Here is a 26,181-nt window from a genome sequence, read left to right on the forward strand (position 1 = left end):
CACACCATTGGAGATCAGCATGACTTCAACGAGCCAACAACCCGCGACCACGCTGCGGCAGGTACTGGGCCTCCCCGTGATCGTGGCCGCCCTGGGCTACTTCGTCGACATCTACGACCTGGTTCTTTTCAGCATCGTGAGGGTGCCGAGCCTGAAGGGGATCGGGCTGGCGGGACAGGAACTGATCGACCAGGGGGTCTTCCTGCTCAACATGCAGATGGCCGGCATGCTGCTCGGCGGCATCCTCTGGGGGATCCTCGGGGACCGCAAGGGGCGCCTGAAGATCATGTTCGGCTCGATCTTCATCTATTCGCTGGCGAACCTTGCCAACGCCACGGTGCACTCGATCGAGGCCTACGCCCTGCTCCGCTTCCTGGCAGGCGTGGGTCTGGCCGGTGAGCTCGGCGCCGGCATCACGCTGGTCTCCGAGGTGCTGCACCGCTCCATCAGGGGGTACGGCACCATGATCGTCGCCACGGTCGGCGTCTCCGGCGCGATACTCGCGAACTTCGTCGCCAAGCAGTTCGACTGGCGCACCGCCTTCGTCATCGGCGGGGTGCTCGGCCTCATGCTCCTCGTGCTCAGGCTCAGCGTGGCGGAATCGGGCATGTTCAAGGGGATGGAGTCACGTGAGATGTCCAAGGGGAACTTCCTGGCCCTCTTCACCTCCCGGGACCGGTTCGGGCGCTTCCTGCATTCGATCCTGATCGGCCTCCCCTCCTGGTTCGTGGTCGGGGTACTGATCACCTTCTCGCCGGAATTCGCCAAGGTGCTCAGCGTGCAGGGGGCGGTGAGCGCGGGGAACGCGGTCATGTACTGCTACCTGGGCCTGGTCGGCGGAGACCTGGCCAGCGGTGTGCTGAGCCAGCTGCTTAAGAGCCGCAAGAAGGTGGTGCTCCTGTTCCTGCTCATCACCGTCGCCGCGGTCGCGGTCTACTTCTCCGCGGGCGGCGTAAGCGCCGGCTCCTTTTACGCGATCTGCTGCCTGCTCGGCTTCGGCATCGGCTACTGGGCCATCTTCGTCACCGTCGCCGCCGAGCAGTTCGGCACCAACCTGCGCGCAACCGTCGCCACCTCGGTCCCCAACTTCGTGCGCGGCATGACCATTCCCATCACCATGCTGTTCCAGGTCGCCCGCAGGAGCCTCGGCATCGAGACCGGCGCCATCGTGGTCGGCGTCCTCACCCTGGCCATCGCGCTCTTCTCGCTGTCGCGGCTGCAGGAGACCTTCCACAAGGATCTCGACTACTTCGAGGAGTTCATCTGACCGGGTCGCCAGGGCGCATACATTACGGCTGGATCATCGTCGCCACGGCGGCGCTCGGCCTTTTCTCCTGCTTCGGACTGGCGCGTTACGCCTATTCCGTGATGCTTCCCGGGATGCAGGCAGGCCTCGGGCTTACCTACGACCGCATGGGCTTCATCGGCACCGGCAACTTCGTGGGCTACCTCCTCTCGGTGCTGGCCGCGCCGCGGCTGATGAAACGCCTCAAGCCACGCCGCATGGCCGCCCTCGGCCTCCTCATCATCGCGGCCGGCATGATGGCGATCGGCGCTTGCTCCTCCCTTGTCCCCATCATCGCCCTCTACGCCCTGGTCGGCCTGGGGAGCGGCTTCACCAACATCCCGCTCATGGCGCTGGTGACCTACTGGTTCCGCAGCGAGCAGCGCGGCAAGGCGGCGGGGCTGGTCATCGCCGGCAACGGCATCGGCATCATCCTGGCCGGGTTCCTGATCCCCTTTTTGAACCGCACCTACGGCGCCCTGGGGTGGCGCAGCGGCTGGATCGTGCTGGGCGTCATCTGCCTGGTCGCCTCCGGTGTCGCGGCGCTTTTCTTGCGCAACCACCCCGCCGACCTCGGCTTGGAGCCGGTGGGGCGCAAGGTGGAGCCATCGCCCGAGCAGTTCCTGCACCACGAGCACAAGGGGGACGGCAGGGTGCTCTGCCACCTCGGCATGCTCTACCTTGTTTTCGGCGTCACCTTCATGGTGTACGGCACCTTCATCGTGACCACCATGGTCAAGGAGTATGGCCTCTCGCAAGCGCGGGCGGGGCTCTACTGGTCCTGGGTCGGCTTCTTCAGCTTCTTCTCCGGCATCGGCTTCGGCACCCTTTCCGACAAGATCGGCAGAAAGCGCGGCCTCGCGCTGGTCTTCGCCGTGCAGAGCGTTGCCTACCTGCTGGCGGGCGGGAAAGCGGGCACGGCGGGGCTCATCGTGTCGCTGATCCTCTACGGCTCCGCCGTCTTCGCCATCCCCGCCATCATGGCGGCGGCCGTCGGGGAGTACCTGGGGCTGAGCCGCGCCTCGGCCGCCTTCGCCACCATCACCATCTTCTTCGGCGTGGGCCAGGTGATCGGCCCCGCCGGCGCCGGCATCATCGCCAAGGCCTCCGGGGCGTTCACCACCCCCTACCTCATCTGTGGCCTTTTGACCACCGTGGCCACGGTTTCCGCGCTGCTCCTGCCGCCGCCCCGGGAAAGGGTGGAGTGACCATGGCAACCGACCAGAACCGGCACCTTTTGCGGACCTCCCTCGTCACGGCGATCGCCCCCTGCATCTGGGGGAGCACCTACATCGTGACCACCCAGCTGCTTCCCCCCAACCACCCGCTCACCGCGGCACTGTTGCGGGTGCTCCCCATCGGCCTGGTCATGATCGCCCTGCAGCGCCGGGCGCCCATGGGAGCGTGGTGGGGGCGGCTGTTGTTCCTGGGCCTTTTGAACATCGGCGTGTTCCAGGCGCTGCTCTTCATCGCCGCCTACCGCCTTCCCGGCGGGGTTGCCGCCACCGTGATCGCTACCCAGCCGCTGGCGGTCATCGTGCTCTCCCGACCCCTTCTGGGCAGCACGCCCGCGCGCCTGGCCTGGCTCGCGGCGGGCACCGGCCTGGTCGGCGTGGCCCTCCTGGTCCTCACCCCGGCCGCGCGGTTGGACGCGATCGGCATCACGGCGGCGTTTGCTGGCGCGGCCTGCATGGCCCTCGGCACGGTCCTCACCAAGCGCTGGGCTGCGACGCCCCTGCCCATCGCCGCCTTCACCGGGTGGCAACTGGTCTTTGGCGGATTGTTCCTGCTCCCCTTCGCGATTCTCTTCGAGGAGCCGCTCGCGGGCCTGACCGTCAAGAACGTCATCGGCTACGCCTACCTTGGCATCCTGGGCACCGGCATCACGTACATGATCTTTTTCTGGGGGATACGGCGGCTGCAGCCGTCGGCGGTCTCCCTGCTGGGGTTGTTGAGCCCGGTGATGGCGACGGCGCTGGGATTCCTGGTGCTGGGGCAGAGCCTCACGCCCCTGCAGATTGTGGGTGGGATGCTGGTCTTGTGGAGTATCTGGGCGGGACAGCGGCCGGCGCCAACAAGGCGCTAGCCGCGATGGTCGAGGAATTCATCGAGTTGAGACAGGGCGGGCAGAGCGGCACGGCCGCCCAGGGCCCGCGTGTTCAGGGCGCCCACGGCCGAGGCGTAGCGGGCCGATTCTTTCAGGGAGAGCCCCCGGGCGAGGCCGAAGAGAAAGCCGCCATGGTAGGCGTCCCCGGCGCCGGTGGTGTCGACCACCCGGTCCACCGGACAGGCGGGCTGGTGAAAGGACTCCCCGTCAGCCGAGACGACATGGCTCCCCCGTGTCCCGCTGGTGACGGCGACCACCTTGGGGCCGTACCGTAACAGCGCCTCCGCGCCCCGTTCCGGTGCAGATGCCCCGGTGCAGCTCGCGGCGTACTCCTCGGCGACGATGCAGACATCGACCAGCGGCAACAGCTCGAGGTGCTCGGCTCGATAGCGGTGGGAGCCCCCGTCGAAGGAGACCACCACGCCGGCTTCCCTGGCGATCTGGGCCGCCCGGAGGCACGCCTGCCAGTGCCGCCCATTCAGGTGCAGGATCTTCGCGGCGCGGATCATCTCTTCGTTCAGTTGCCCCGGTGGGAGTTCGCCCGAGGTTCCCGGCGCGAAGGTGATGGCGCGGGCCCCGTCCCTTTTCCGGACCAGGACCGCCGCCTGTGAGGAGGTACTGCCGGCGTCTATCGCCATGGCCGAGGTATCGACCCCCGCCGCGTCCAATTCCGCCACGATCATGCGGCCGATGAGGTCGCCGCCGACCAGGTCCAGCATCGCCGTGCGCGCGCCCAGCCGTGCCAGGGTGACCAGCGCGGTGGCCACCGGTCCTCCTCCCGCCAGCGCCGAGTCGTGCGCCCGCTGCACCAGTTCCCCTCCCGGCAGTTCATCCACCACCATGAGCAGGTCCATGGTGCAAACGCCAAGTCCGACCACGTCGTAGTTCATAACGCCGCCTTTTGCAGGTGAATGCCCTGCCCCCTTTGCGGGGATGTGCTGTGCCGGAATTCCCTGCCGAGGCCGTATTTGGTTTTCTTGGATATCATCCTTTCCTCTTAGATCTTCAGCCCGAGCATGGGCCAGACGAACACGACCGATCCCATGAACAGCAGCCACGAGATGGCCATCACCACGGCGCCCGCCACGATGATGTCGCGGCTTTTGAGATACCCGGAGGCGTAGGCGATGGCCGTGGCCGGGGTGCCCATGGGGAGGCAGTAGGCAAGCCCAGCCGGGAGCGCGATGGAGAGCGTCATCACCTTGGGGTCCATGCCCGTGGTCTGGCACAACCCCATCCCCACCGGCATCAGGATCGCCACGACGGCGGCGTGGCTGATGCACTCGGTGACCAGGATGGCCACGAGGGAGATGACCGCGATCACCGCGAGCGGCGCGTGCGCGTGGTCCCCCATCCCCTTTTTCACGACCCAGACCGCGGCGCCGGTCTTCTCCAGGGCGGAGGCGAGCGCGATGGTGCCGCCGTACATGAGGATGATGCCCCAGTTGACGTACTCCTCGATCATCTGCCAGGAGACCACCTTGAAGGTGAAGAGGGCCGCAGCCCCAAGGATGGCGATGGCGGCGAGACCGGTCTTTTCCCCGAGGAACATCCAGCAGCCGACCGTGATCACCATGACCAGCGCGGTGAGCATCTCGTCATAGCTGATCTTCCCCATTTCCAGGCGCTTGCGGTTGAGGAATTTGAGTCCCACTGCAACGTCCTCAAGGTCGGGCGGAAAGAACTTGAGCAGGATGACGAACCCCAGGACCAATAGCGGCAGCACGATCATGCAGGCGGCGGTGGACCACTCGATGAAGGAGAAATGAAGCCCGGTCGCCTCCTTGAGCAGCCCGGCCGCGAGCGGCGCGCGGGCCCCGCCCAGGAAGGTGGCGATGCCGCCGATGATGCACCCCCAGGCCATGGACATGAACAGCAGGCGCCCGAAGCTGCTCTTGCCCTTCTCGAGCCTCAAGGCGGTCGCCAGTTCGGTCACCACCGGGAAAAGCATGGCCGCGACGGCGTGCTCGCTCATGATGAAGGAGAGAAAGGCGGACAGCAAAAAGACGGTCAGGGCGAGCCGGGCCGGCGTCTTGCCGAACCTGGCCAGCATGGCCCGCGCGATCCGGGCTGAGATGCCGGTCCCGGTCAGCGCGGCGGCGAGGATGAAGGCGCCCAGGATGAAGAACACCGACTCGTTGCCGAACATGGAGTAGGTTTTCTTGGCGTCCATGATGCCCAGAAGCGGCAGCATCACCATGGAGAGGAGCGCGGTCACCGCGATGGGAAGCAGCCCCGAGATCCAGAAGAAGACGGTCGCGCCGAAGAGCACCAGCGAGCGGTACCCCTCGACGGAGAGCCCTTCCGGCGGCGCCAGGCGGATCAGGACCCCGATCACGAGGGCGACCGCGGCCATGACCTGGTAGCGCGCGGTGCGGTCGAGCACGATGAGCCAAAGGGGGCGGTTGTCGATTTTGAGCGGTTTTTCCAGGAAGTGCTTTGGTTCCATCTGTTGCGGGGTGCCCTCTTGGTTATAGTGCAGTGGCCCGGTTCCTAATTAGAGCCCGGAGGATTCGTAAGATTCTGCCACTTCTTTCACGCGCAGCAAGCGCCTGAGATCGGAACTCGCCAGGAGCCTGCGGTCCTCGATGCTGTCGATGAAGCCGCGCAGCATCCCCTTGGGCGCGGCCGGCACAAAGGGGGAGGTGAGAAAGATGAGCGGCAAAAGGGGCTTGAGCAGCACGCGCTTTTGCTGCCAGCCACGCTGCAGGTGGTTGAAGACCCGGGTCAGATGCTCGGGCGGCAGCGACGCCGACTCCTCGCTTAGCTGCACCAGCGGCACGATTTCCCGCTCCAGCAGGGCATCGATACCGGCGACCGTGTCCCCGGCCGGTTCGATCCCTGCGGTCAGCGACGCCACCACCGACCAGCGCGGGAAGACGGCGCGGGCGTGCTCGAGGGAGCGCAAACGCTCCTCGGGTTGCCGGCCATGCTGGGCGGAGCGGGCATGGTCATAGGCGTGCAGCGGGATGTCGAGAATGTCCACGCCGGCGGCGTAGGCGCGCTCGATGAGCACCGGCGAGGGGCTGAAATCGATCCTCCCCACCAGGTGCGCCGAGAAATTCTTCTTGATCATGCGGGCGAGGCTTTCGGCGTTGGCGAAGTGCTCCTCGTCGCCGAAGCTGAGGTGGAACAGCGCCGCGTTACTCTGGTAGTGGCTGTCGTACAGCGTCTCGATGGTCTGTCGCTCCGGCAGGTTCCCCCCCACGTAGAAGACGTTCTCTTCCCGCCGCAATTGGTCGGCGGAATACGGGGAGGTGCGCGCCACAAGCTCCCGTATTTTTTTCTGGTCTATCCTCATGGGTGATCACTCCCTCCGGCAACAAAAAAATACAACACGACCCGGTGCGATTTTAGCCACCATACGTAAATTAACCAAAACAGTCAACAAAATTAATCCTATTACCCATCATCATACTAGAGTATTACAAGCTACTGGATTTATTTGTAATTAGCCTGACACACGGGGGGTGGCGGGTCGACGTTACCCCTCTGCATCGACGCGGGAAGATGGGTACGGTGAAGTTGAATCCATTCTCATTGACTTGCCGTCACGGACGCGCTATAGAAAGTGTGCCCGTGAACGGAGAGCGCCCCGACCTAAGCCGGTGGAACCACTACGTTGCGCGTCGCTGAAAGCTTGCTATCCTCATTAACTATCCACTCACCCGCTGCCGCACCTGCGGCGGCCGACAAGGCTCTCATGATTTCTCGCATCGATCATCTCAACATCGTGGTACGCGACCTGGAAGCCGCCACCGCCTTCTTCGCGCTCCTCGGCTTCACCCCCGGCATCAGTTCCGGCCTCGACACCGACTTCCTCGAGAAGCTGACCGGCGTGCGCTGCGCGGGAGGAAAGTTCACCGCCCTGCACCACGCGGGATCCGACCTCTCCATCGAACTACTGCAGTTCGACGCCGGCGGCGAACCCGATGCCGGGACCGGCATCGCCAACCGCATCGGCCTGCGCCACCTTGCCTTCGCCGTCACCGACATAGAAGCCGAGGTGGTGCGGCTGCGCGATCATGGCGTGCAGTTCATCGGCGAGGTGCAGGTCTGGCAAAAGACCGGGAAAAAACTGATCTACTTCCACGGGCCTGAAGGGATACTGCTGGAACTCGCCCAGTACCCGACGCCGTAACGATACCAACCACGAGGGCACCCGCCGGCCATGTCCATCAAGAACAAGACCCCGCGCCACCTGGCCGAATTCGTCTGCACCGAACTGCGCAAGCGCAAGGCCGCGGTACCGGATGACCAGGTCATCACCGAGCTGATGGAGACCATGTACTACTCCAGCCTCCGCACCGAGGAGTCGGAGCCGGTACTGTTCCACATGGTCTTTCTCGATCCGAGCCAGCCCGACCCGAAGCCTCCGCGCAACCCGGCGCGCGACCGCTGGAGCTACATCCCCTTCGCCGACCCGATCCCCTTCACCGTCTCCAACGTGGTCAAGATCGCCAAGTCCACCGACCTGCGCACCTCCTCGTTCGTGATCTGGCCCGACCAACTGGACCAGCTCTACATCTGGGGGCTCGTCGACCAGCAAAACCGCTTCCACAAGTTCCTGAACCGCTCCGCCGAGGTCGAGGTGGAACGACCGGGGGTGTTCCAGGCCAGCGTCGAGGGGATCGGCATCATCGCGGTCTACATGCGCTACGAGAAAGTGGCGGAACTGAGGGTAAACGAGGTGATCCGCCATTCGCTCGACGTGTTCCGCGAGGGGCCGGTGCGCGAGCTGCTGACGCCGGGGATCCACCGGTTCCTGGCGGGGGTGCGCAGCCACATCCCCGACGACATCTACCAGACGCCCGGTGCCGGCGACGAGCTGCACGCCCAACAGTGGATCTCGGTGCTGTGCCGTATCCTGCTCCGGATCCAGAAAATCAAGAACGGCGGCGCCATCCTGATCACGCCGCGGACCACGCCGGACGACCTCAACGTAAAGTACGGCATCAACTACGACCGCCTGCCCACCTCGCTGCAGTCCAATGCCGTCACCAAGATAAAGTCGGACTACCTGGAGCGGCACCTGCTCGGCCACGGCGAAACCCGGCCCAAAGAACTCGCAACGGACCAGTTTCAGCAGTTGCGGCGCCTGGAGAAGGAGTTGCGGGCCAACAAGAACGAGATCGACGGCGTGATCTGGTTCATCGCCCTGCTGACGCGGGTGGACGGACTGGTGGTGATGGACCCCAACCTGGTGGTGCGCGGCTACGGCGTCGAGATCAAGAACTGGCAGGAGCCGGACCAGGTCTTCGTCGCCACCGACCGCTTCGGCAGTGAGGCGAAGCTGCGCCCGGTCAACTACAACCACTTCGGGACCAGGCACCGCTCCATGATGCGCTACTGCTGCCAGAACCCCGGCAGTCTCGGCTTCGTGATCTCGCAGGACGGCGAGGTCCGCGTCATGACCCTGCTGGGCGAGCGGCTGGTGATGTGGGAGAACATCAAGCTGAAGTACTACAGCTACGCGTCCAAGAAGAAATGACCTTAAACAACGATCGTTGCCGCCCCCTGCTTGTACACTGCTCCTCACAGAATGCAGGGGAAGCTAGGCGATGTTGACTGCCAACCGCCGCCTGTGAACCTGCGTCCCCCCTTTGCGAAGGGGGGACAGGGGGGATTTGCCTCTCCAAAATCAAAAGCAAATCCCCCTAAATCCCCCTTCGCAAAGGGGGACTTAAACAATGCTTGAAAGAACACCCGAGGTTCCTATGAAAATGAGGATGCTCCCCTTCTCCCTGTTGCTGCTCCTTGGCTCGTCCCTCGCCCTCGCGGCGCCGAACGCCACCCTGACGGCACCCTCCCGGATCACTGCCGTGACCGTCTTCTCCGACAGCGCCCAGGTGACCCGCCAGGCCGGCGTCGCGCTCAAGGCCGGTACCAACCTCATCACCCTGGAAAACCTGCCCCGCCTCATGGCGCAGGAATCGCTCAGGGCCGAGGGGAGAGGAACCGGACCCGCGCGCATCGTCGGGATCACCGTGAAGAACGTCTTCCTCGACCGGAGCAAGGACCAGCGGGTGCGCGAACTCGAGGACGAGATCACCAGGCTCAACCGGAAGGTGGAAGCGATCGAGGCCCGGCGCAAGGCGCTCGCCGCCCAGCGGGCCTTCGTTGACTCCATCCGGGTCGGCTGGGGGGAGCGGATCTCCAGGGAACTCTCCGCCGGCAAGCCCACCGCGACGGAACTCTCCGAAGCGGTCCGTTTCGTGGGTGACAACACCGGCAAGATCGAGGAGGAACTCTACGACGCCGAGGCCGCGAAGAAGCCGCTCCTGGAGCAGATCGCGGCATTGAGGAAGGAACTGGAGCAGTACCGGGCGGAGCCCACGACGGAGGTGCGCTCGGTCCAGGTAGCCATCGAGGCGGAGCGCGACATGAGGTTCGATCTCGACCTCAGCTACCTGGTCGCCCAGGCCAGCTGGGTCCCCGCCTACGACGTGCGGCTCGCCGCCGACGGGAAGGATGCCCTCCTCACCTACCGCGCCCAGGTCTGGCAGAAAACCGGCGAGAACTGGCCGCAGGTGAAGCTGACCCTCTCCACCGCGAGTCCCGCCGCCGGCGGTGGCGCCCCCGAACTGACGCCGTGGCACATCTCGTTTTACGAACCCCCGCGTCCCATGCCGTACCTGGCGCGCGGCAAGATGGAACTCGGCGCGGCGGCCCCTGCCCCGGCGCCCATGCGCGAGAGCACCTTCGCCGGCGCCCCGGCGGAGGACCGCATGGAACCGGCGGGCTTCGTGCCGGCGGAGGCCGCCCAGGGACAGACCTCGGTCCAGTTCCAGGTGGCGCAGCCGGTGGACGTCCCCGCAGACGGCACCCGCGCGACCAGCGTGATCGCCGCGCAGGCCGTCCCCGTCGCCGCCGAATACGTGACCGTGCCCAAGCTCTCCCCCCGGGTCTACCTGAAATCCACCGTGGTCAACCGCACCCCCTACCCGCTTTTGGCCGGTGAGGCGAGCATCTTCAACGACGCCACTTTTGTCGGCAAAAGCAACCTGAAGACGGTCGCTTCCGGTGAAGAGTTCGACCTTTACTTCGGAAGCGACGACCAGGTGAAGGTGAAACGCGAGGTGGCGCGGGTCAAGAAGAAAGGCGGCATCCTGGGCGGCAGCGGCGTCACCTACCACGTGACCATGGAGCTTGAGAACTTCAAACAGCGCCCGGTCACCGTGTCCCTCAGGGACCAGCAGCCGCTGCCGGGCAACGCCGAGATCAAGGTCGCCGTCGAGGATGCCTCGCCCAAACCGGCGGAGACCAAGGAAGACGGGACCATCGTGTGGAAGGTCGAGCTGGCACCGTCGGAGAAGAAGAGGGTCTCTTACGAGCTCGTGATCGAATATCCCAAGGGGCGGGAACTCGTCGGGCTCGAGTAGCCCCCGCCGCCCTGCAACTACCAGCTTTTTGCAAAGGAACTGCATGAAATCGCTCTGTCTTGCCGTCGTCGCGCTGCTATGCCTGGTATCCGTCTCTCATGCCGCGAAATTCGATACCTCGTTCCGGTACTCCACCGTTAGAACCGAGCACTTCGCCATCCACTACCACCAGGGGCTCGAAGGGGTGGCGCGTAAGGCGGCCGGGATGGCCGAGGAGATCCACGCCAAGCTGACCCGGGAGTTCCAGTGGCAGCCGGCCGAAAAGACCCAGGTGGTGCTGATCGACGACAGCGACTTCACCAACGGCCTGGCCATCACCGTCCCCTACAACACCATCTATCTCCAGGTGGTCCCCCCCACCCTCTCCTCGACGCTCGGGGAGTACGACGATTGGCTCAAGATGCTGTTCACCCACGAGTACGCGCACATCGTTTCCGCAGACCCGGCGCGGGGCTACTCCAAGGTGACCCGCTCCATCTTCGGCAAGCCGCTCCCCTGGATGGACCCGCTCTCCGCCGTGCTGTTCCTGGCGACCGCCCCTCCCAACACCTTCCTGCCGCGCTGGTGGCACGAAGGGATGGCGACCTGGGCGGAGACCAAGTACACCGGCCAGGGGCGCGGCAAGAGCAGTTACTACGACATGATCTTCCGGACCGCCGTCGCCGAGGAGAACCTTCCCACGGTGGACCAGATCAACGGGGACATGCCCAACTGGCCCTCCGGACACCTCCCCTACATCTACGGCTACCGCCTGCAGCGCTACCTCGCCGAAACTTACGGCGACGACGTCGCCGGCAAGCTCGCCCTGGCCCACGCCGGGCGCTTCCCCTACACCATCACCAGGCCGGCCAAGACCAACTTCGAGGGGAAGAGCTACCGCGAGGTGTACCAGGACATGATCGCGTCGCTCAAGGGCGAGCAGTCCCGACGCATCGCCGTCCTGTCCAAGCAGTCCTTCACCCCGCTGACCACCATCTACGACGACGGGGAGAACCTGGTATCGCCGCGCTTCTCGCCCGACGGCAGCCGTATCGCCTTCACCCGGCGCGACCCGCATGACCACACCTCCGTGGTCGTCACCGACGCCTCCGGCCAGAAAGTGGCGGCGTTTAGGCGCCAGCTGTCCGACGGCAGCCTGAGCTGGTCGCCCGACGGCAGGAGCGTCTATTTCACCCAGGCCGAGGTGAACCGGGGCTTCAACCTGTACCAGGATCTCTACGTCTACGACCTCGCCAGTAACCGCAGCACCCGTCTCACCGACGGGCAGCGCCTTGGGGAGGTCCAGGTTTCGCCCGACGGCAAGCTCTTCGCCGCCGTTGCGAGCAACCGCGGCAGCCAGAACCTGGTGTTGCTCTCTGCCGATGCCCGGGGAGACAAAGTCGCGCCGCAGGCGCTGACCGCCTACCCCGAGGGACGCGTCTCGGGCCCGCGCTTCTCGCCCGATGGTCGTGCCATCTGCTACGTCCTCACCGACAACGCCGGGACCAGCAGCCTCAGGATGTACGATCTCGTCGACAAGTCGGACCGTCCCCTTTTCAGCGCAGGGAACACCATTGCCTATCCCGCCTGGGCCGCCGACAATTCCGTCATCTATTACGTCTCCGACGAGACCGGCGTGTTCAACGTCTTCGCCTACGATCTGCGCGAGCGGAAGAGTTACCAGGTGACCCACCTTTTGACCGGCGCGCTGCAGCCCGAGCCCGCTCCCGACGGAAGCCGGCTGCTCGTTGCCAAGTACACCTCCCGTGGTTTCAAGATCGCCCAACTCCGGATCGACCGCAGTCAGTGGAGTGAACAGCGTGGCCCCGCCCTCCCCCTGACCCGCGCCCTTCCCGCCGCCGCCCCGCAGCTGGCCAGCGCCTCGCAGTCGGACAGCGCCTCGCAGTCGGCCGCGTCGAAACCGGCCGCAGCCGCCGCTGCCCCTTCGCCTGTTGAGCCTTCCCAGTCCTCCCAGGCTTCAGCAGTCGACTACACCCCCCTCCCCACCCTCGCCCCACGCTTCTGGCTCCCCCGCCTCTACGCCGACGGCCCTGACGGCGTCGCGGTAGGCGCCTTCACCGCCGGGGCCGACGTCCTGGGCTACCACAGCTACGCCGTGAGCGCCGCCTACAGCGGCGAGCGCAAGAGGGGGTACTACAGCCTGCTCTACAGCAACGACGTCTTCTACCCCACCCTGACCCTTCGGGCGCATGCCGAGCCTTTCCTGTACGCGGACCTGTACCAAAACGGCAACGACTACTGGGAGCTGAACCAGGGCGTCTCGCTTGAGGCCTCCATCCCGATCAACCGGCTCGAGTCCCACTACCGCCTGCTGGCCGGTTACGAAATCGTGGACCAGAAGGCGCTCAGCACCCTCCAGCCCAACGGCACCCTCTACGGCGTCCCCGTTTTCCAGGGGCGCCGGGACAACGTCTTCGCCGGCATCGATTTCGACAACGTGCTCAAGTACCCCTACTCGGTCAGTTCCGAGGAAGGAAGGCGCGTCTCGCTGCTGTATCGCCACTACTCGCGCGACCTCGGCAGCGACATCAACCTCTCCGAGTACAGCGCCACCTACCAGGAGTACCTGCGCCTTCCGATCAAGTCGCCCCGGCACCAGGTGATCTACCTGCGCCTGGCCGGCGCCTTCGCAGATGGCGACCTCCAGTACGGCCAGCAGGCGTTCCAGTTGGGAGGTCCCCCTTCCGACCTGAACAAGTTCCCGCTGCGCGGCTACCCCTTGCGCTCCATGGCGGGGAAATACGTCGCCACCGGCACCGTCGAGTACCGCGCTCCCATCATGTACCCGCTGCACGGGGTCGGCACCGTCCCGGCCTTCGCGGAGAAACTCCACTGCGCCCTCTTTGCCGACGCCGGCCAGGTCTGGGACGACCGGAGATCATTTCACGCCGACGAGACCCGGGTGGGCGCCGGGGTGGAGCTGCGCGCCGACCTTACCCTGGGATACTGGGCCAAGGTGACCCCGGCGCTCGGATTCGCCCACGGCTTCAACAAAGGCGGAGAAGATCAGATATACTTCACGCTGTACCTCGGCCTCTAGAGGGGCTTCGCCCGTCGAGTCCGGGGACGCCATAGCGCCAATACGGGAGGACAGGCTTATGAGGATCATAGTGGTGGGAGCGACGGGGACCATCGGCAAGGCGGTGGCGAAGCTTCTGGCGACCGAACACGAAGTGATCAAGGTCGCATCCAAAAGCGGCGATCATCTGGTCGACATGTCCAGGAAGGATTCCATAGAGAACATGTTCCGGGAGGTGGGGCCGTTCGACGCCCTGGCTTGCGCGGCCGGGGTCGCCCGCTTCGGTCCCCTGCAGGAACTATCCGACGAAGACTTCCAGACCGGCCTCTCGGGGAAACTGATGGGGCAGGTGAACCTGGTTCGCATCGGGATGAATTACATCAACGACAACGGCTCCTTCACCCTCACCAGCGGGGTGTTGAGCCACCAGCCCATGCCCGGGAGCACCTCGATCAGCATGGTCAACGCAGGGTTGGAAGGTTTCGTGCGGGCCGCGGCGCTCGAGCTGCCGCGCGGCATCAGGATCAACGCGGTGAGCCCCCCGTGGGTGAAGGAGACCCTGGAGGCGCTGGGGATGGACAGCTCCGGGGGGATGCCTGCGCAGCAGGTGGCCCAGGCCTACTGGGCCAGCATTCACGGGACCCGCAGCGGCCTCGTAATCAACGCCAAGGACTTCATGTAACTGGGCGTAGGCAAGAGGGGTAACAACAAAGACGGCCGGTCCTGAAAAGGATGCGGCCGTTTTTCATTCGCCTGTCCCGGGCCTCGCTACGAGGCCGGCTTCTCTTCCGGTTTGGGCTTGTTTTTCTCGTGCAGGTAGCGGTGCAGATCCTCCAGGGTGGTCGCCTTCCCCAATGCTGAGAGCATCTCCTGCTGATCGATGATGTTCAACTTCTTCACCAGGGCAGCCTCGATACTCCCTCCGACGTGAATGGTGCTGTCGACCGCCTGCGGCGGTTTTTCACCCCGGTCCCCGACGATGTAGAAGAACTTCAGGTAGGGGTTGAACCGCATCGCCTCGGGGAGCACCGCGCGCAGCATCTCGAGCGGCACGTTCTTGCCGATCCAAACGGCGCAGTTGTTCTGCGGGTCGGTCACCCACATGTTCTTGGTCGGGACCACCGCGGTGTACCCCTTCCCTTTCAGGGTCGCCGCAAAATCGGCGCTCTTCCCCACGTCGGCTATTTCGACCGAGTAGCCATCCGGACCCGCAGCCCTGGCCGGGCCGGAAACAGCGATGCAGAGGCTTGCCAACAGCAGGTACGACAACAGACGTGTAACGAAGTGATGCATCGTGAGCCCCCTTATGGAAAAACTGGGATCGCAGCCCCCTCTCCGGGCACTGCTGGAAGGCGGAGTCGAGTGCCGCCGCAAATGAACAGGTAAAAAGGGAAGCCATGGGAAGGGGCGGCCTTTCGGCCGCCCCGGAAATACTGCAAGGATGCTACATGACGCCTATTTTCAGGTTACGCTCGGTGGCGCGGGAGAAGTTGTGGCACATGGAGCAGTCGATCATCCTGGAGCCTACGTGGCCGCTATGGATGGAGGACCACCCTTTGTTGCTTCTCAGCGCATGGCACTGCACGCAGACCGTGGTTTCGGCAGCCTTGAGGGCGTAGCCGAGGGCCGGAAGGTTGACGCGGGTGGTCGTGCCGTGGCAATCAGCGCAGGCAAGGACGTTGCCGGTCGCAGGCGGAATCTGGTGGTTCAAGAGCTGCAGTTCGTCGGTGGTGACGGTGGTGTAAGGGGTGGTGCTCGGCAGGCCAATGTAGACCAAGCCGTCTTTCACAGCCTGATCGTAGTTGCCGGTGGCGAAGAAGGTGGCGGTGGAAATGGGCACGATCTTGCCATTGGCCAGGGCCTGGTTGGCGGTCTTGTACTTGAAGGGGAACAGCTTGGTGCCGACGGGGTCGTTGATAGCGCCGTTCGGACGGGAGATCTTGTATGCGCTGGTCGCGGTGTCGAGGACGGCAGCGTTGAAGGCGTTGTTGCCCCAGCTGGTGCCGTTCCAGAAGGCGTACTTGGGCAGCAGGTCGTTGGCCTTGGTCGGCATCGGCTCGTAGCGGCTGAGCGTTGCGTTCCACTCCGCCACCTGCCAGTTGCGGTTGGTCTCGGTGGCCTCGGTGTTGGCGGTGTCGTTGGCGTTTTTGGCATATTTGGGGAGGTGGCAGGCCTGGCAGGCTACACGACCGACATGGTGGCTGGTGTCATAGGTGGTGTGGCTGGTGGTCAGGCTGGTTTTGGTCGAGTGGCAAAGGCTGGTGGCGCAGGACATTTCCACGGTGCTGTCCTCGGGGCGCAGGTCGGTGCCACGGCCGGCGACACGGTGGCTGGTGTAGGTGTGGCAGCCCTGGCACTGGATGTTGCCGCCGTTGCCCATAGCCATGTGGGTGTCGTACAGCACATCGGAGGTGGTGCCGGAGGCAAGGGCAATGTCGCCGCGCTTCACGGCGTCGCCGCCGCCCGCCTTGGCGTGGCAACCGAGGCAGTTTTTGCGGGTCGGCTTGCCGGCCTTCTGCACTACGAGGTTCATGTCGAGGCCGGCAGCCGGCTCGAAGAGGCCGGTGGTGGCGTTACGCACGCGGCTGTAGGGAGCGTTGGTGGCATCGGCGTGGCACATGAGGCAGTCGATGGAAGCGAGTTGGGCAGTGGTCGGGTTGCTGGTCGCCACCGGCTTGGCGCCGGTACCGGCGTGGCAGGCGCCGCAGGGGCCCCAGTTGCCCTGGATGTTGATGCAGTAGGCGTTCAGCGCGGAGGAACCGTCAACGGCGTCCATCTTGCCCTGGGTGGCCGGGCCGGTGGTCATCTCGGCCGCGGAGCCTTTCCACTGATAGTGTACGCTCTGGTACATGGCCTGCGCCTGGCTGGAGTGACAGGAGCTGCACATGCTGTAGCCGCTCCAGGTCAGGGTAGCGTGGGTGGTGGTGGCAACGGTGATGGTGTAGACCTGGGTCTTCACGGTCTCGGTGTTGCCGGCGGTGTCCTTGGAGAAATACTTCAAGGTCGTGGTAGCGGTGAAGTTCAGCGGTGCACTGTAGATGGGTGAAGCGGTGGTCGGGGTGGTGCCGTTGGTGGTGTAGTAGGTGGTGCCAGCCTCGTTGCGGGTCAGCGTGACGGCAACGGAACCGCTGTAGGTCCCGCCCAGGGGCGACGCTGTTGTAACCGGCGGCGTCGTGTCAGCCGGTTTACCGGCGAAAGCCGCCGGTACGGCCATCACCAAAACCAATGCGATACAGGTGAGTGCAGCGAATAGTTTTCTCATCTTTGTACTACCTCCTTTTGGGTGATGCTGAGGGATTTATCCCACCCATTGGGGTAAACCACTCAGCTTTCAAAACGGTATGAAGTCGTCGACGCCAGGGCCCGGCAGATTTTTGTAACACTAAATTGCATAGATATCAGTGCTTTACCTGTCTCGCCGCTGCCTTTGCAATTGGGAGTTTCACCCATCCAATGAGCAGTTAACCCCAATGAGAGCATCATCCGTTCCACTCAAAAATCGCATTATTCGCATACAAAACAAAAAATCCACCCCCGGTCGTGAGGATGGATTTAGCAAAAACAACTCAATGTCACACTGTTAGCCGGGCAAACTACAGCAGATCACCCGGCCATATTTCCGCACAATTCATGCGAAAATAAATAAGAATAGATTATTCTAATGTCAGCAACGCTTATCGCGGTGGGGCATTTAACGCTCCAGCACCTCCCTCACCCTGCGCAGCAGTTCCATCGGCTGCACCGGCTTCATGATCAGCTCGACCCCCTCTTCCATGCCGCGGCTCTGGATGAAGTCGGCGGTGTACCCCGAGGTGAACAGGACCTTCGCCTCAGGTTGGATCTTCTTGATTTCCGCGTAGGCCTCGATGCCGTTCTTCCTAGGCATGATGATATCCATCAGCACCAGTTCGATCCCCTCCTGCTGCGCCGCGAAGCGGTGGATGACCTCCTCGCCGTCCTGCGCCAGAATCACCTGGTAGCCGTGCCTGGTCAGCACCATGTCCACCAGGCTGCGCACGTTGGGATCGTCCTCGGCGACCAGGATGGTCTCGGTGCCGTTGCGGGGCGAAGGCTGCGGGGCGAGCACCGATTGCAGCGCCGCCCCACCCTCCACCAGGGGGATCTCGATGGTGAACACGGTCCCCTCGCCCGGCTTGCTGCTGACCTTGATGTTCCCCTTGTGCTGCTGCACGATGCCGTACACGATGGCCATGCCCAGGCCGGTCCCCTTCCCAACCTCCTTGGTCGTGAAGAAGGGCTCGAAGATCCTCCGGCTGGTTTCGTCGTCCATCCCCTCGCCGCTGTCGGCCACGATGATGACCGCGTGCGGTCCGGCCGGGTCGCCGTAGCCGCGACCGTTGCCGTCGCGCAGCCCGGTGGCTATGGTGAAGACCCCGCCGCCGGGCATGGCGTCGCGCGCGTTCGCCGCCAGGTTGATCAGCACCTGCTCGATCTGGGCGAGATCGACCTGCACGGGCAGCGGCTCGGGCAGGATCTCCGTCCTCAGCTGTATGTCCTCCCCGATCACGCGCCCCAGGAACTGTTCGACCCGGAGCACGATCTCGCCCAGGTCGCAGCGTTGTGGCGCGATGGCCTGCTTGCGGCTGAAGGCGAGCAGCCCGCGGGTCAATTGCGCGGCGCGCTCGGCCGCCGCCGCGATCTGGTCGGCCAGGCCGTAGTTGGCGCTGTCGGCGGGGAGGTCCATCTTGAGGATATTGGCGTAGCCGGCGATGACGGTGAGGACGTTGTTGAAATCGTGGGCGACCCCGCCGGCCAGCTGGCCAATCGCCTCCATCTTCTGGGCCTGGCGCAGCTGCTCCTCCATCAGCTGCCGCTCGGTCACGTCGGTTATCACCCCCGACATCCGCAGCGGATCCCCGGCGTCGTCCCACTCCGCCTGCCCGCGACAGCGTACCCTGAGGTACTCCCCCCCCCGGGTCCTCAGCCTCAGTTCCAGGTCGAAGGGCGACTGCCCCAGGAAGTGCGCGCACAGGGAGTCCTGGGCCGGGGCAAGGTCGTCGGGGTGCAGCCGGGTGAAGAAGGTCTCCGGGCGGTTTTCCAGCTCGTCGTCCGCGTACCCGAGCAGTTCCTTCCAGCGCGGGGAGTAGTAGTAGTCGTTGCTGACCAGGTCCCAGTCCCAAAGCCCGTCGCTGGTGCCGCGCACGGCGCGCGAATAACGTGCCTCGCTCTGCGCCAGCCGCTCCAGGTTCTCCTTGAGTTCGACGTTCGCCTGCGAAAGCTGCGCGGTTCGTCTTTGCACCAGCGCCTCGAGTGAGTCGCGCTCCTGGCGCAGGGCGTCCTCTGAGCGCTTGATCCTGACCATCGCCCTGATCTGGGCCACCAGTTCCGCCTCGTCGAAGGGCTTTGAGAGGAAGGCGTCGGCGCCGCACTCGAGACCCTGGACCCGGCAGGCGGAGTCGCTTCTGTGGGCGGTGACCAGGATGATCGGAATGTGCTGGGTGGCAGCGGATCCCTTCAGGCGCCGCGCGGCCTCGAAGCCGTCCATGCCCGGCATCTGGATGTCGAGCAGGATCGCGTCCGGCGCCTCCATGCCGGCCCGGCGAATGCCGTCCTGCGCCGACTGCGACGTGATCAGCTGCGCCTCGGGCAGGAAGGCCTTCAGCAGCGCGCTCAGGGTGAGAAGGTTGTCCTGGTTGTCGTCGATGGCGAGAAGCTTCATGCTCACTTGATCCTTTCGGGATATCCACAACAGCGCATTCTACAGCGGGTTCGCCCCCCCGGGAGCGACGAAGGTCGCCACCAGTTCCTGCAATTCCTCGGGCTGGTAGGGCTTGGAAAGGTAGGCCGCGCACCCCGCAGCCAGCACCTTTTCGCGGTCTCCAGCCATGGCGCTCGCCGTCAGCGCCACCACCGGGATGGCCGCCGTGGCCGGATCCTCCTTGAGCCTTGCCAGGACGGCGAAACCGTCCAGTACCGGCAGGTGCATGTCCAAAAGGACCAGGGACGGGGAGCCGTTCCTGGCGGCTTCGAGGCCGGCCGCCCCGTCGCAGGCCTCGACGATGCGGTACTTCCCTCCCAGCGCCGCCTTCAGCGTGACCAGATTGTCGGGGTTATCCTCGACCACGAGCAGCGAACCGTCCCCTGCCCACGTGGGGGGCTTTGGCGCCGGCACGCTCCCCGGGAGGGAAGCCACCCCCTTTCCGGGGCGGAACAGGTCCACGCTCCCAAGCATCTCGTAAACCCGCTGCAGGAGCACCTGGAGCTCGACATCCCCCTTCTGCACCAGCTGGTGCACCTTCAGTTCCCTGAGCCGGTCGTACTCTCCGGGGGAGAGCGTCTTCGCCGTCATCACCATCACCGGCACCTCGGCGGTGAGGCTGCTGGTACGAACCGCCTCCAGCACCTGGAAGCCGTCCACCTCGGGCATCATCAGGTCGAGCACGATCCCGTCGGGGACGTGGGACTTCAGATAGGTGAGCGCGTACCTGCCGCCGGAAACGGCGTCGACACGATACCCCGCGGACTCCAGTGCGAAGCGAAGCTGTACCGTCGCGGCCTCGCTGTCCTCGACGATCAGGATCCTCGCCCCGTGGCTCTCATTGCGCTGGGGCAGCCGCCATCCCAGGCGCCCAAGGCTCCTGACCAGTTCGTCGAGCACCGTCTGGCGATCGAGGCCGCTCTTGGAAATGATCGCGCTCACCCCGCTGGAGAGACGCTGCAGCTCGACGTGGGAGAGTTCCTTCGAGGTGATCACCACCACCGGGATATCGGCGGTGGACGCGTTGGCCCTGAGCCGGTCCAAGACGGCGGCGCCGTCCATGCCGGGCATGAGGAGGTCCAGGGTGATCAGGTCGGGATGGTCGGCAACGGCCAGCTCGAGCGCCTGCGGACCGCTCTCGGCCAGGAGCACGTCGAGCCCCTTCTCCTTGAACAACGACGCCAGGAAGCAGCGGTCGTACTCGTTGTCGTCCACCACCAGCACCAGCCGGCACCCCGCCCCGGTCAGCCGGGCGAAGGCCTCCATGAGCTCCTCCTTGCCGACCGGCTTGCTGATCACCCCGATCGCTCCCAGGGCGATGCCGGTGGCGCGGTCCTCGGAGAGGGAGATGATCATAACCGGTATATCGGCAGTGTCGGGATGTTCCTTGAGTTCCCTCATGACCTCCCACCCATCCATCTCCGGCATCATGATGTCGAGGGTGATGGCGAAGGGACGGTTGGCGCGCGCGAGTCTCAGGGCGTCGGGGCCGTTCAGGGCGCTCAGGGTGCCGTAACCGGCCTGCCCCAGGTGGGTGGTGATGAGGGAGACCGCCTCCGGGTCGTCGTCCACCACCAGCACCGATCTTCCCGGCGCCTGCGGCGGCGGCCATCCCCGCTCCGGCGCGGTCGCGGCGGAGACGGCGCGTACCACCCCGTCCCCCCCGGCGCGGTCGACCGGGAGACGCAGGGTGAAGACCGAGCCCCGCCCCGGCTCGCTGGCGACCGCGACGTCCCCCCCCAGGAGCAGGGCGCTCTTCTTCACGATGGCGAGGCCGAGGCCGGTTCCCTCGTAGGAGCGCGAGGTGGAGCCGTCGGCCTGGCGGAACTCCTGGAAGATGCTCTCCAGGTACTGGGGCGCGATGCCGATGCCGGTGTCCTTCACCTCGAAGAAGATCTCTCCCGCCCGCGCCGACAGCCCCACCGTCACCGAGCCCTTGGCGGTGAATTTGACCGCGTTCCCCACCAGGTTCTGCAGCATCTGGCGCAGCTTCTTGACGTCGATACGCATCTGGGGGAGGGGCCCGTCCGCAAAGAGCGAGAGGGCGATTCCCTTCTCCCGGGCCAGCACCGCGAGGCTGTCCACCACCTCCCCCGCCACCTTGGCCGGGTCGACCGACTCCATGAAGAGGTCCTGGTGCCCGGACTCGATCTTGGCCAGGTCGAGGATGTCGTTGATCAGGGAGAGCAGGTGCTTGCCGTTTTTCTCGATGATGCCGAGGTAGCCGCGCTCCTCCTCGCTGAGGCGCTGGGCCGCCTGCACCCCCAGTACGCGGGACAGCGCCAGCACCGAGTTGAGCGGGGTGCGCAGCTCGTGGCTCATGTTGGAGAGGAACTCGCTCTTAAGGCGCGTCGCCTCCTCGAGGAGCTGCTTTTGCTGGTCCAGGACCCGGTTGCGGCGCGCGAGCTCGTCGGACTGCTGCGCGAGCTCGGTGGATTGCTGCACCAGCTCCTCGGACTGCTGCACCAGCTCCGCGTTCTTCACCGCGAGTTCCGAGGCGAGCCGGCGCACGTCCTCGGCCGCGACCACGCGGGAGAACGCTGATCCCAGCGGCACCCGGACCATCTCCAGGGTGTCGTGCACCCAGGGCGGGAAGGGGTGCTCGCAGGCCAGGGACACGAAGGCGCGCAGCTCCCCGTCCGCCTCGACCGGCACGGTGACCAGTTCCGCGGGCACGACCTCGCCGAAGGGGGTCACGAAGCGGAGACCCGCGCCGCCCGGGGCGGGCGCGAAACGCGAGATCGTGCGCGAGGTGAGCAGGATGCCCAGTTCCCCCTCGAGCTGGGAGCGGCTGTAGCGGCGCATCCGGGCAGAGTCGGCGCCGATGGCGTGCACCGGGGCGAAGTGGTCGCCGTCCCCCTCCTGCACGAAGGCCGTCGCCATCCTGGCGCCGGTCACCTCGACGAAGACGGGGAGCAGTTTCTTGAAGAAATTCTCCAGGCTGACCACGTCGACCAGGTGTTCGGAGAGCCGGGCCAGCCCCTGCTGCGCTGCCATCTTCATCTGCAGCGTCTCCGCCATGGTGTTGAAGGAGCCCGCCAGCGAGATCTGCTCCTTGGTCCCCTCCGGCTCGATGCGCGCCTCGTAGTGGCCGGCGCCGAGTTCCGTGGCTGCCTCGGAGAGTTTCACCAGCGGGGCGCTGATGCCTCGGGCCAGCTTGAGGGCGAAGAACCAGGCCAGGATGGAGATGAGCGCGGCCATGCCGTAGGTGAAGAAGAGAGCCTGCCTGATCGGCGCGAACACCTCGCCCGCGTCCTGTTTGCAGACGAGGCCCCACCCGGTGCGCGGAATGTGGGAGTAGGCGGAGAGCACGCTGACGCCGCGGTAGTCGGTGGTCTGGGCGATGCCGCTTTGGCCGCCGGCCGCCAATAGCGCCGGCTTCCCGGTCAGCTTCACCTTGAGCACCGCGTTGGGAACGCCACGCAGTTCGATCAGGGGGCGCACGTTGCGGTCGACCAGCACCACCTCGCCGGTCTTGCCCATCCCGGTACTGTTTTCCAGCATGCCGAGGAGGAGTTTGCGCAGGTTGTAGCGCACCACCACCGCCGCCTTCATGCCCCCGGCGCCGACCCGCTTGACCGGTGCGGCGATGTCCAGGCTGGCGTTCACCTCGGTCCCCAGGAGGTAAGCGTCGCCGATCACGGGGGCGGAGTCGTTCAGGGCGGTGGCGACCATCTCGGGCCTGGCGATGCGGCTCCCCCTCCTCCCCTGGTCGGTGCTGAGCAGGATGATGCCGTTCTCGGCGACGATGGAAACGTCGGCGACCGGTTCGTACTCGTCGCGGTAGCCGCGCAGCAGTTGCAGGCTGTCCAACGCCACGGGACCGGACCAGGTGGAGGGGTTCGCCGCAAGCGTCCGCGCCGCGAGCAGCACCGATTTCCCCGACCCGAGCGTCGAGACATCGCTGATCAGGTTGTCCAGCGTGGAGTTGATCTGGTCCTGGCGCAGCGCCGTGACCGCGGAGAGCTTGTCCAGCATCAGCGCGGTGGCGAGTTGGACCCGCTGCCAGTAGATGCCGGTAGTGAGCACCGCCAGGGGAACCAGGCAGATCGTGGTGAACCAGAAAGCCAGACGCCCTTTCAGCGTCGGCAAGAGCATCCTTTTCATTGAGCACCATCCGGTCGTTCAGAATCGCGGTAGTCGAATCGTTGCAGGGCGAGCCTGTCGCCCTCGGCCACGACCTGCCGCATCATTTCAATGTCAAAAGAGTCGCGCACCGTGGCCCAGGGTGTCGTCTCCGGAATCATGCCAATCCGCTTCAGGAAGGTGAATTTGTTGTAGAGGAGACCGTCCTCGCTCAGCAGCGCGGCGGGGATGCGCGGCGCCCCGGGGACGTTGAGAAGGTCGTTGCGGATGATGGTGGTCATCGCCCGCCCGGTGACCTGGTAGGGCGCCCCCTGCAGCCTGCCGGCCGATGCCGCGGTCCAGCCGGTGGTCCTTTCCAGCTCTTTGGGCGCGCGCATCCACGCGCAGGCACGGGCGACGGCGCCGGCGATTTCGCGGGCCTGGGCCGGGTGGCTGCGCACGAAGTCCCGGCGCAGGCAGAGAAAGCCGTAGCTGACCCCTTTGTGCACCAGGTGGAATTCAGGGTGGGCCGCGAAGGCCAGGGTCGGCGTGGGCTCCCAGGCGCTGAAGGCGTCGATTTTCCCCTCCGCCAGCGCCTGGGACATCTCGCTTACCTCCATCGGAACCAGCTCGATGTCTTTTTCAGTCAGCCCCTCGTTTTGCAGCGCGGTCAAAAGGGTGAAGTGGGCGGCCGAACCGAGGCCGGTCGCCACCCGCTTGCCCTTGAGGCCGCGCGCTAACATCGCCTTTCTCGAAACGATGCTTGCCGCACCCTGCTTCAGGAGCGCGACACTGACATAGTTGCCGGTGGCCGCGGCGGTCAGGGCGGGCATGTCGGCGAAAATGCCACCCTGGAGTTGCCCCGAGGTGAGGTACTCCGAGATGTCCTTACCCTTGAAGAAGGGGTGCACCCGCACCGAAAAACCGTCGGCGGCCAGTTGGGAGGCGAGGACGGCGTCGCGGGAGATCAGTTCCGCCACGGCCCCCTCGGGGAGGGTCAAGGGCTGCGACCCAAGGTCGATGACCTGGTCGCCGCCGAAGGCATAGCCGGCGTACCTCTGCGCCGTTTTCTGCACGGTCCGGGCCTCGTCACTCTTCTTGCCGGAACAGCCGCACAGGAACGTGAGGAACAGAAGGGTTGCCGCCAGGCATCTCACCAGGGTGCGCATCAGTTCCTCCCGGCCTGCTGTTTGCGGTACAGGTTGCCGCATTCGAAGATCCGCACCAGGTGCTGGTGGTAGCGCTCGGGGACCGCTTCCGCCTTGCCCAGGAGCAGCACCCCGCCCGGATTGAGGGCGCGGAAGAGGTTGTCGAACACCCTCAGGTACGCCTGCGGGTCGAGGTACATGAGAAAGTTGCGGCAGGAGATGAGGTCGAAGCCGCCAAAGAGCGATTCGGGCGGGGCGAAGGTATGGGGGTCGAGCAGGTCGTGGCGGCAGTAGCTGATCATGGACAGGATCTCGGGCGAGATCCGGTAGCCGTTGCCGTCGGGCGTGAAGTAGGTGTTCAGTTGCCGCAGGGTGACGCCGCCCAGGGTTCCCGCTGTGTAGTACCCGGCGCGCCCCTCCTCCAGTGCGTCCTCGGCAACGTCGGTGGCGAAGATCTGCACCTTGGGGCGCACGTCCATAAGTTGCAGGGTCTCGTCGATGATGATGCCCAGCGAGCAGGCTTCCTCTCCGCCGGCGCAGGCCGCGGACCACGCCCGCAGGAACCCGCCCGGTGAGGCCGGTAGCAGGCTGGCCATGATCTGCGACCTTAACAGCTCGAACTGCAGCGTATCCCGGAAGAAGCTGCTGAACCTGATGCGCAGCATGCGGGACAGGTACGCCGGCTCGCCGGGGTCGCGCCGCAGGAGCTGGCGATACTCCTCCACCCCGGATAGTCGCAGCTGCTTCACCCGTTCCGCGATGCGTTTCTCGGCAAGGGACTGGGAATACGACTGGAAGTCTTCGCCGAAAAATTCGGTGAGAAAACTAAGTATATGGGCTACCGTCTCACCCAAACAGGCCCTCCAGGAAGAATGCTGAGCCTCAAACGTCATATTGGACTGGTCGGCACAGTCTCTGAGAACTTGAGGTTTATAATAGGTAATTTCCAATTACACTTTTCACTATAATAAGTCAATTAGAATCAACTTGGCAAAAAAACACTAAAGCGTTGCATTTGCATATACTCACAAAAGGGACAACCTGTGCCAGTGGTGGGAAGACAGGGAAAGGTCTATGACTGTCCCCGTGGGGGACAAAACAGGAGGGTTCAACAGTCCTGCTTGCGATTAAGTGCGGGGTGCTTACAGCGCCACTCCACGTGCGGGAGTGGGTCGGGTGGGGGAAGCCGCCATCACAGCCAAAACCGGCGGCTTCCCCATCTTCAATCAGCGGGACAAGGGGTGAACCGGAGAACCGGCTCCCCATCGACCAGCACCGTCTCCAGGAACATCGCCTCGGGACGCACCCACAGCCCCCCCTCGCCGTAGAGGGGACGGTACACGACCATGAGCTCGTCGGTCTCGCTGTGCCTGGCCGTGCCGATCACCTCGTAGAACTTCCCTTTGTAGTGACGGTAACGTCCCGGTGCTACGGCCATGGCTTCCTCCCGTGGGCT

The 26,181-nt window shown here is 65.0% G+C and carries 18 protein-coding genes; 8 read left to right on the forward strand and 10 right to left on the reverse strand.

From position 1 onward, the window contains the following. The first annotated feature begins 19 nt into the window (after nucleotides 1-19). The 3 genes from KOL99_RS05750 to KOL99_RS05760 are packed head-to-tail and all read left to right on the forward strand — an operon-like array spanning nucleotide 20 to nucleotide 3,371. Nucleotides 20-1,267 carry an MFS transporter gene (locus KOL99_RS05750; protein ID WP_216509528.1) on the forward strand — a complete coding sequence of 416 codons (1,248 nt, stop codon included), beginning with the start codon at nucleotides 20-22 and terminating at the stop codon, nucleotides 1,265-1,267. 35 nt (nucleotides 1,268-1,302) lie between these two features. Then, the gene (locus KOL99_RS05755; RefSeq protein WP_328760078.1) at nucleotides 1,303-2,493 is read left to right on the forward strand and encodes an MFS transporter; all 1,191 of its coding nucleotides are present in this window, start codon (nucleotides 1,303-1,305) and stop codon (nucleotides 2,491-2,493) included. A gap of 2 nt (nucleotides 2,494-2,495) precedes the next feature. Then, the gene (locus tag KOL99_RS05760) at nucleotides 2,496-3,371 is read left to right on the forward strand and encodes an EamA family transporter (RefSeq protein WP_216509529.1); all 876 of its coding nucleotides are present in this window, start codon (nucleotides 2,496-2,498) and stop codon (nucleotides 3,369-3,371) included. Here KOL99_RS05760 and KOL99_RS05765 read toward each other — a convergent pair. From KOL99_RS05765 to KOL99_RS05775, 3 genes are all read right to left on the reverse strand, one after another. After that, nucleotides 3,368-4,282, reverse strand: a complete 915-nt coding sequence (locus tag KOL99_RS05765) for a carbohydrate kinase family protein (protein WP_216509530.1) — start codon at nucleotides 4,280-4,282, stop codon at nucleotides 3,368-3,370. The genes KOL99_RS05760 and KOL99_RS05765 overlap by 4 nt on opposite strands. Nucleotides 4,283-4,389: 107 nt before the next feature. Then, a complete protein-coding gene (locus tag KOL99_RS05770; protein ID WP_216509531.1) occupies nucleotides 4,390-5,841 on the reverse strand; it encodes a DASS family sodium-coupled anion symporter in 1,452 nt (483 codons plus the stop codon). A gap of 48 nt (nucleotides 5,842-5,889) precedes the next feature. After that, nucleotides 5,890-6,693: a hypothetical protein gene (locus KOL99_RS05775; protein ID WP_216509532.1), complete on the reverse strand. Its 804-nt coding sequence runs from the start codon at nucleotides 6,691-6,693 to the stop codon at nucleotides 5,890-5,892. A 402-nt stretch (nucleotides 6,694-7,095) separates the two neighbouring features. Between KOL99_RS05775 and KOL99_RS05780 the strand changes: the two genes are divergently transcribed. The 5 genes from KOL99_RS05780 (at nucleotide 7,096) to KOL99_RS05800 (ending at nucleotide 14,475) form a co-directional block, all read left to right on the forward strand. Beyond that, complete coding sequence (locus KOL99_RS05780) at nucleotides 7,096-7,533, forward strand: VOC family protein (RefSeq protein ID WP_216509533.1); 438 nt, start codon at nucleotides 7,096-7,098, stop codon at nucleotides 7,531-7,533. A gap of 30 nt (nucleotides 7,534-7,563) precedes the next feature. Beyond that, a complete protein-coding gene (locus KOL99_RS05785) occupies nucleotides 7,564-8,883 on the forward strand; it encodes a putative sensor domain DACNV-containing protein (RefSeq protein WP_216509534.1) in 1,320 nt (439 codons plus the stop codon). Nucleotides 8,884-9,109: 226 nt separating this feature from the next. After that, nucleotides 9,110-10,774, forward strand: a complete 1,665-nt coding sequence (locus tag KOL99_RS05790) for a mucoidy inhibitor MuiA family protein (RefSeq protein ID WP_216509535.1) — start codon at nucleotides 9,110-9,112, stop codon at nucleotides 10,772-10,774. Between the two features lie 43 nt (nucleotides 10,775-10,817). Then, nucleotides 10,818-13,814, forward strand: a complete 2,997-nt coding sequence (locus KOL99_RS05795) for a BamA/TamA family outer membrane protein (RefSeq protein ID WP_216509536.1) — start codon at nucleotides 10,818-10,820, stop codon at nucleotides 13,812-13,814. 58 nt (nucleotides 13,815-13,872) lie between these two features. Beyond that, nucleotides 13,873-14,475 carry a short chain dehydrogenase gene (locus KOL99_RS05800; protein WP_216509537.1) on the forward strand — a complete coding sequence of 201 codons (603 nt, stop codon included), beginning with the start codon at nucleotides 13,873-13,875 and terminating at the stop codon, nucleotides 14,473-14,475. A gap of 86 nt (nucleotides 14,476-14,561) precedes the next feature. Here KOL99_RS05800 and KOL99_RS05805 read toward each other — a convergent pair whose 3' ends face one another. The 7 genes from KOL99_RS05805 to KOL99_RS05835 all read right to left on the reverse strand — a co-directional run bounded on the left by KOL99_RS05805 (nucleotide 14,562) and on the right by KOL99_RS05835 (nucleotide 26,163). Next, nucleotides 14,562-15,086 carry a hypothetical protein gene (locus tag KOL99_RS05805; protein WP_216509538.1) on the reverse strand — a complete coding sequence of 175 codons (525 nt, stop codon included), beginning with the start codon at nucleotides 15,084-15,086 and terminating at the stop codon, nucleotides 14,562-14,564. 151 nt (nucleotides 15,087-15,237) lie between these two features. Further along, nucleotides 15,238-17,055, reverse strand: a complete 1,818-nt coding sequence (locus KOL99_RS05810; RefSeq protein ID WP_216509539.1) for a chitobiase/beta-hexosaminidase C-terminal domain-containing protein — start codon at nucleotides 17,053-17,055, stop codon at nucleotides 15,238-15,240. A 429-nt stretch (nucleotides 17,056-17,484) separates the two neighbouring features. Beyond that, complete coding sequence (locus KOL99_RS05815; RefSeq protein WP_216509540.1) at nucleotides 17,485-19,473, reverse strand: response regulator; 1,989 nt, start codon at nucleotides 19,471-19,473, stop codon at nucleotides 17,485-17,487. A gap of 39 nt (nucleotides 19,474-19,512) precedes the next feature. Further along, the gene (locus KOL99_RS05820; protein ID WP_216509541.1) at nucleotides 19,513-23,619 is read right to left on the reverse strand and encodes a response regulator; all 4,107 of its coding nucleotides are present in this window, start codon (nucleotides 23,617-23,619) and stop codon (nucleotides 19,513-19,515) included. Further along, nucleotides 23,616-24,746: an NrtA/SsuA/CpmA family ABC transporter substrate-binding protein gene (locus KOL99_RS05825; protein WP_216509542.1), complete on the reverse strand. Its 1,131-nt coding sequence runs from the start codon at nucleotides 24,744-24,746 to the stop codon at nucleotides 23,616-23,618. The genes KOL99_RS05820 and KOL99_RS05825 overlap by 4 nt, the downstream gene beginning before the upstream one ends. After that, complete coding sequence (locus KOL99_RS05830; protein WP_216509543.1) at nucleotides 24,746-25,579, reverse strand: CheR family methyltransferase; 834 nt, start codon at nucleotides 25,577-25,579, stop codon at nucleotides 24,746-24,748. The genes KOL99_RS05825 and KOL99_RS05830 overlap by 1 nt, the downstream gene beginning before the upstream one ends. Nucleotides 25,580-25,947: 368 nt before the next feature. Beyond that, nucleotides 25,948-26,163 (reverse strand): DUF1653 domain-containing protein, encoded by a 216-nt coding sequence (locus tag KOL99_RS05835; protein ID WP_216509544.1) that lies wholly within the window; start codon nucleotides 26,161-26,163, stop codon nucleotides 25,948-25,950. Between the last annotated feature and the right edge of the window lie 18 nt (nucleotides 26,164-26,181).

This window comes from Geomonas azotofigens (genome assembly GCF_018919395.1).
GTDB lineage: Bacteria > Desulfobacterota > Desulfuromonadia > Geobacterales > Geobacteraceae > Geomonas > Geomonas azotofigens.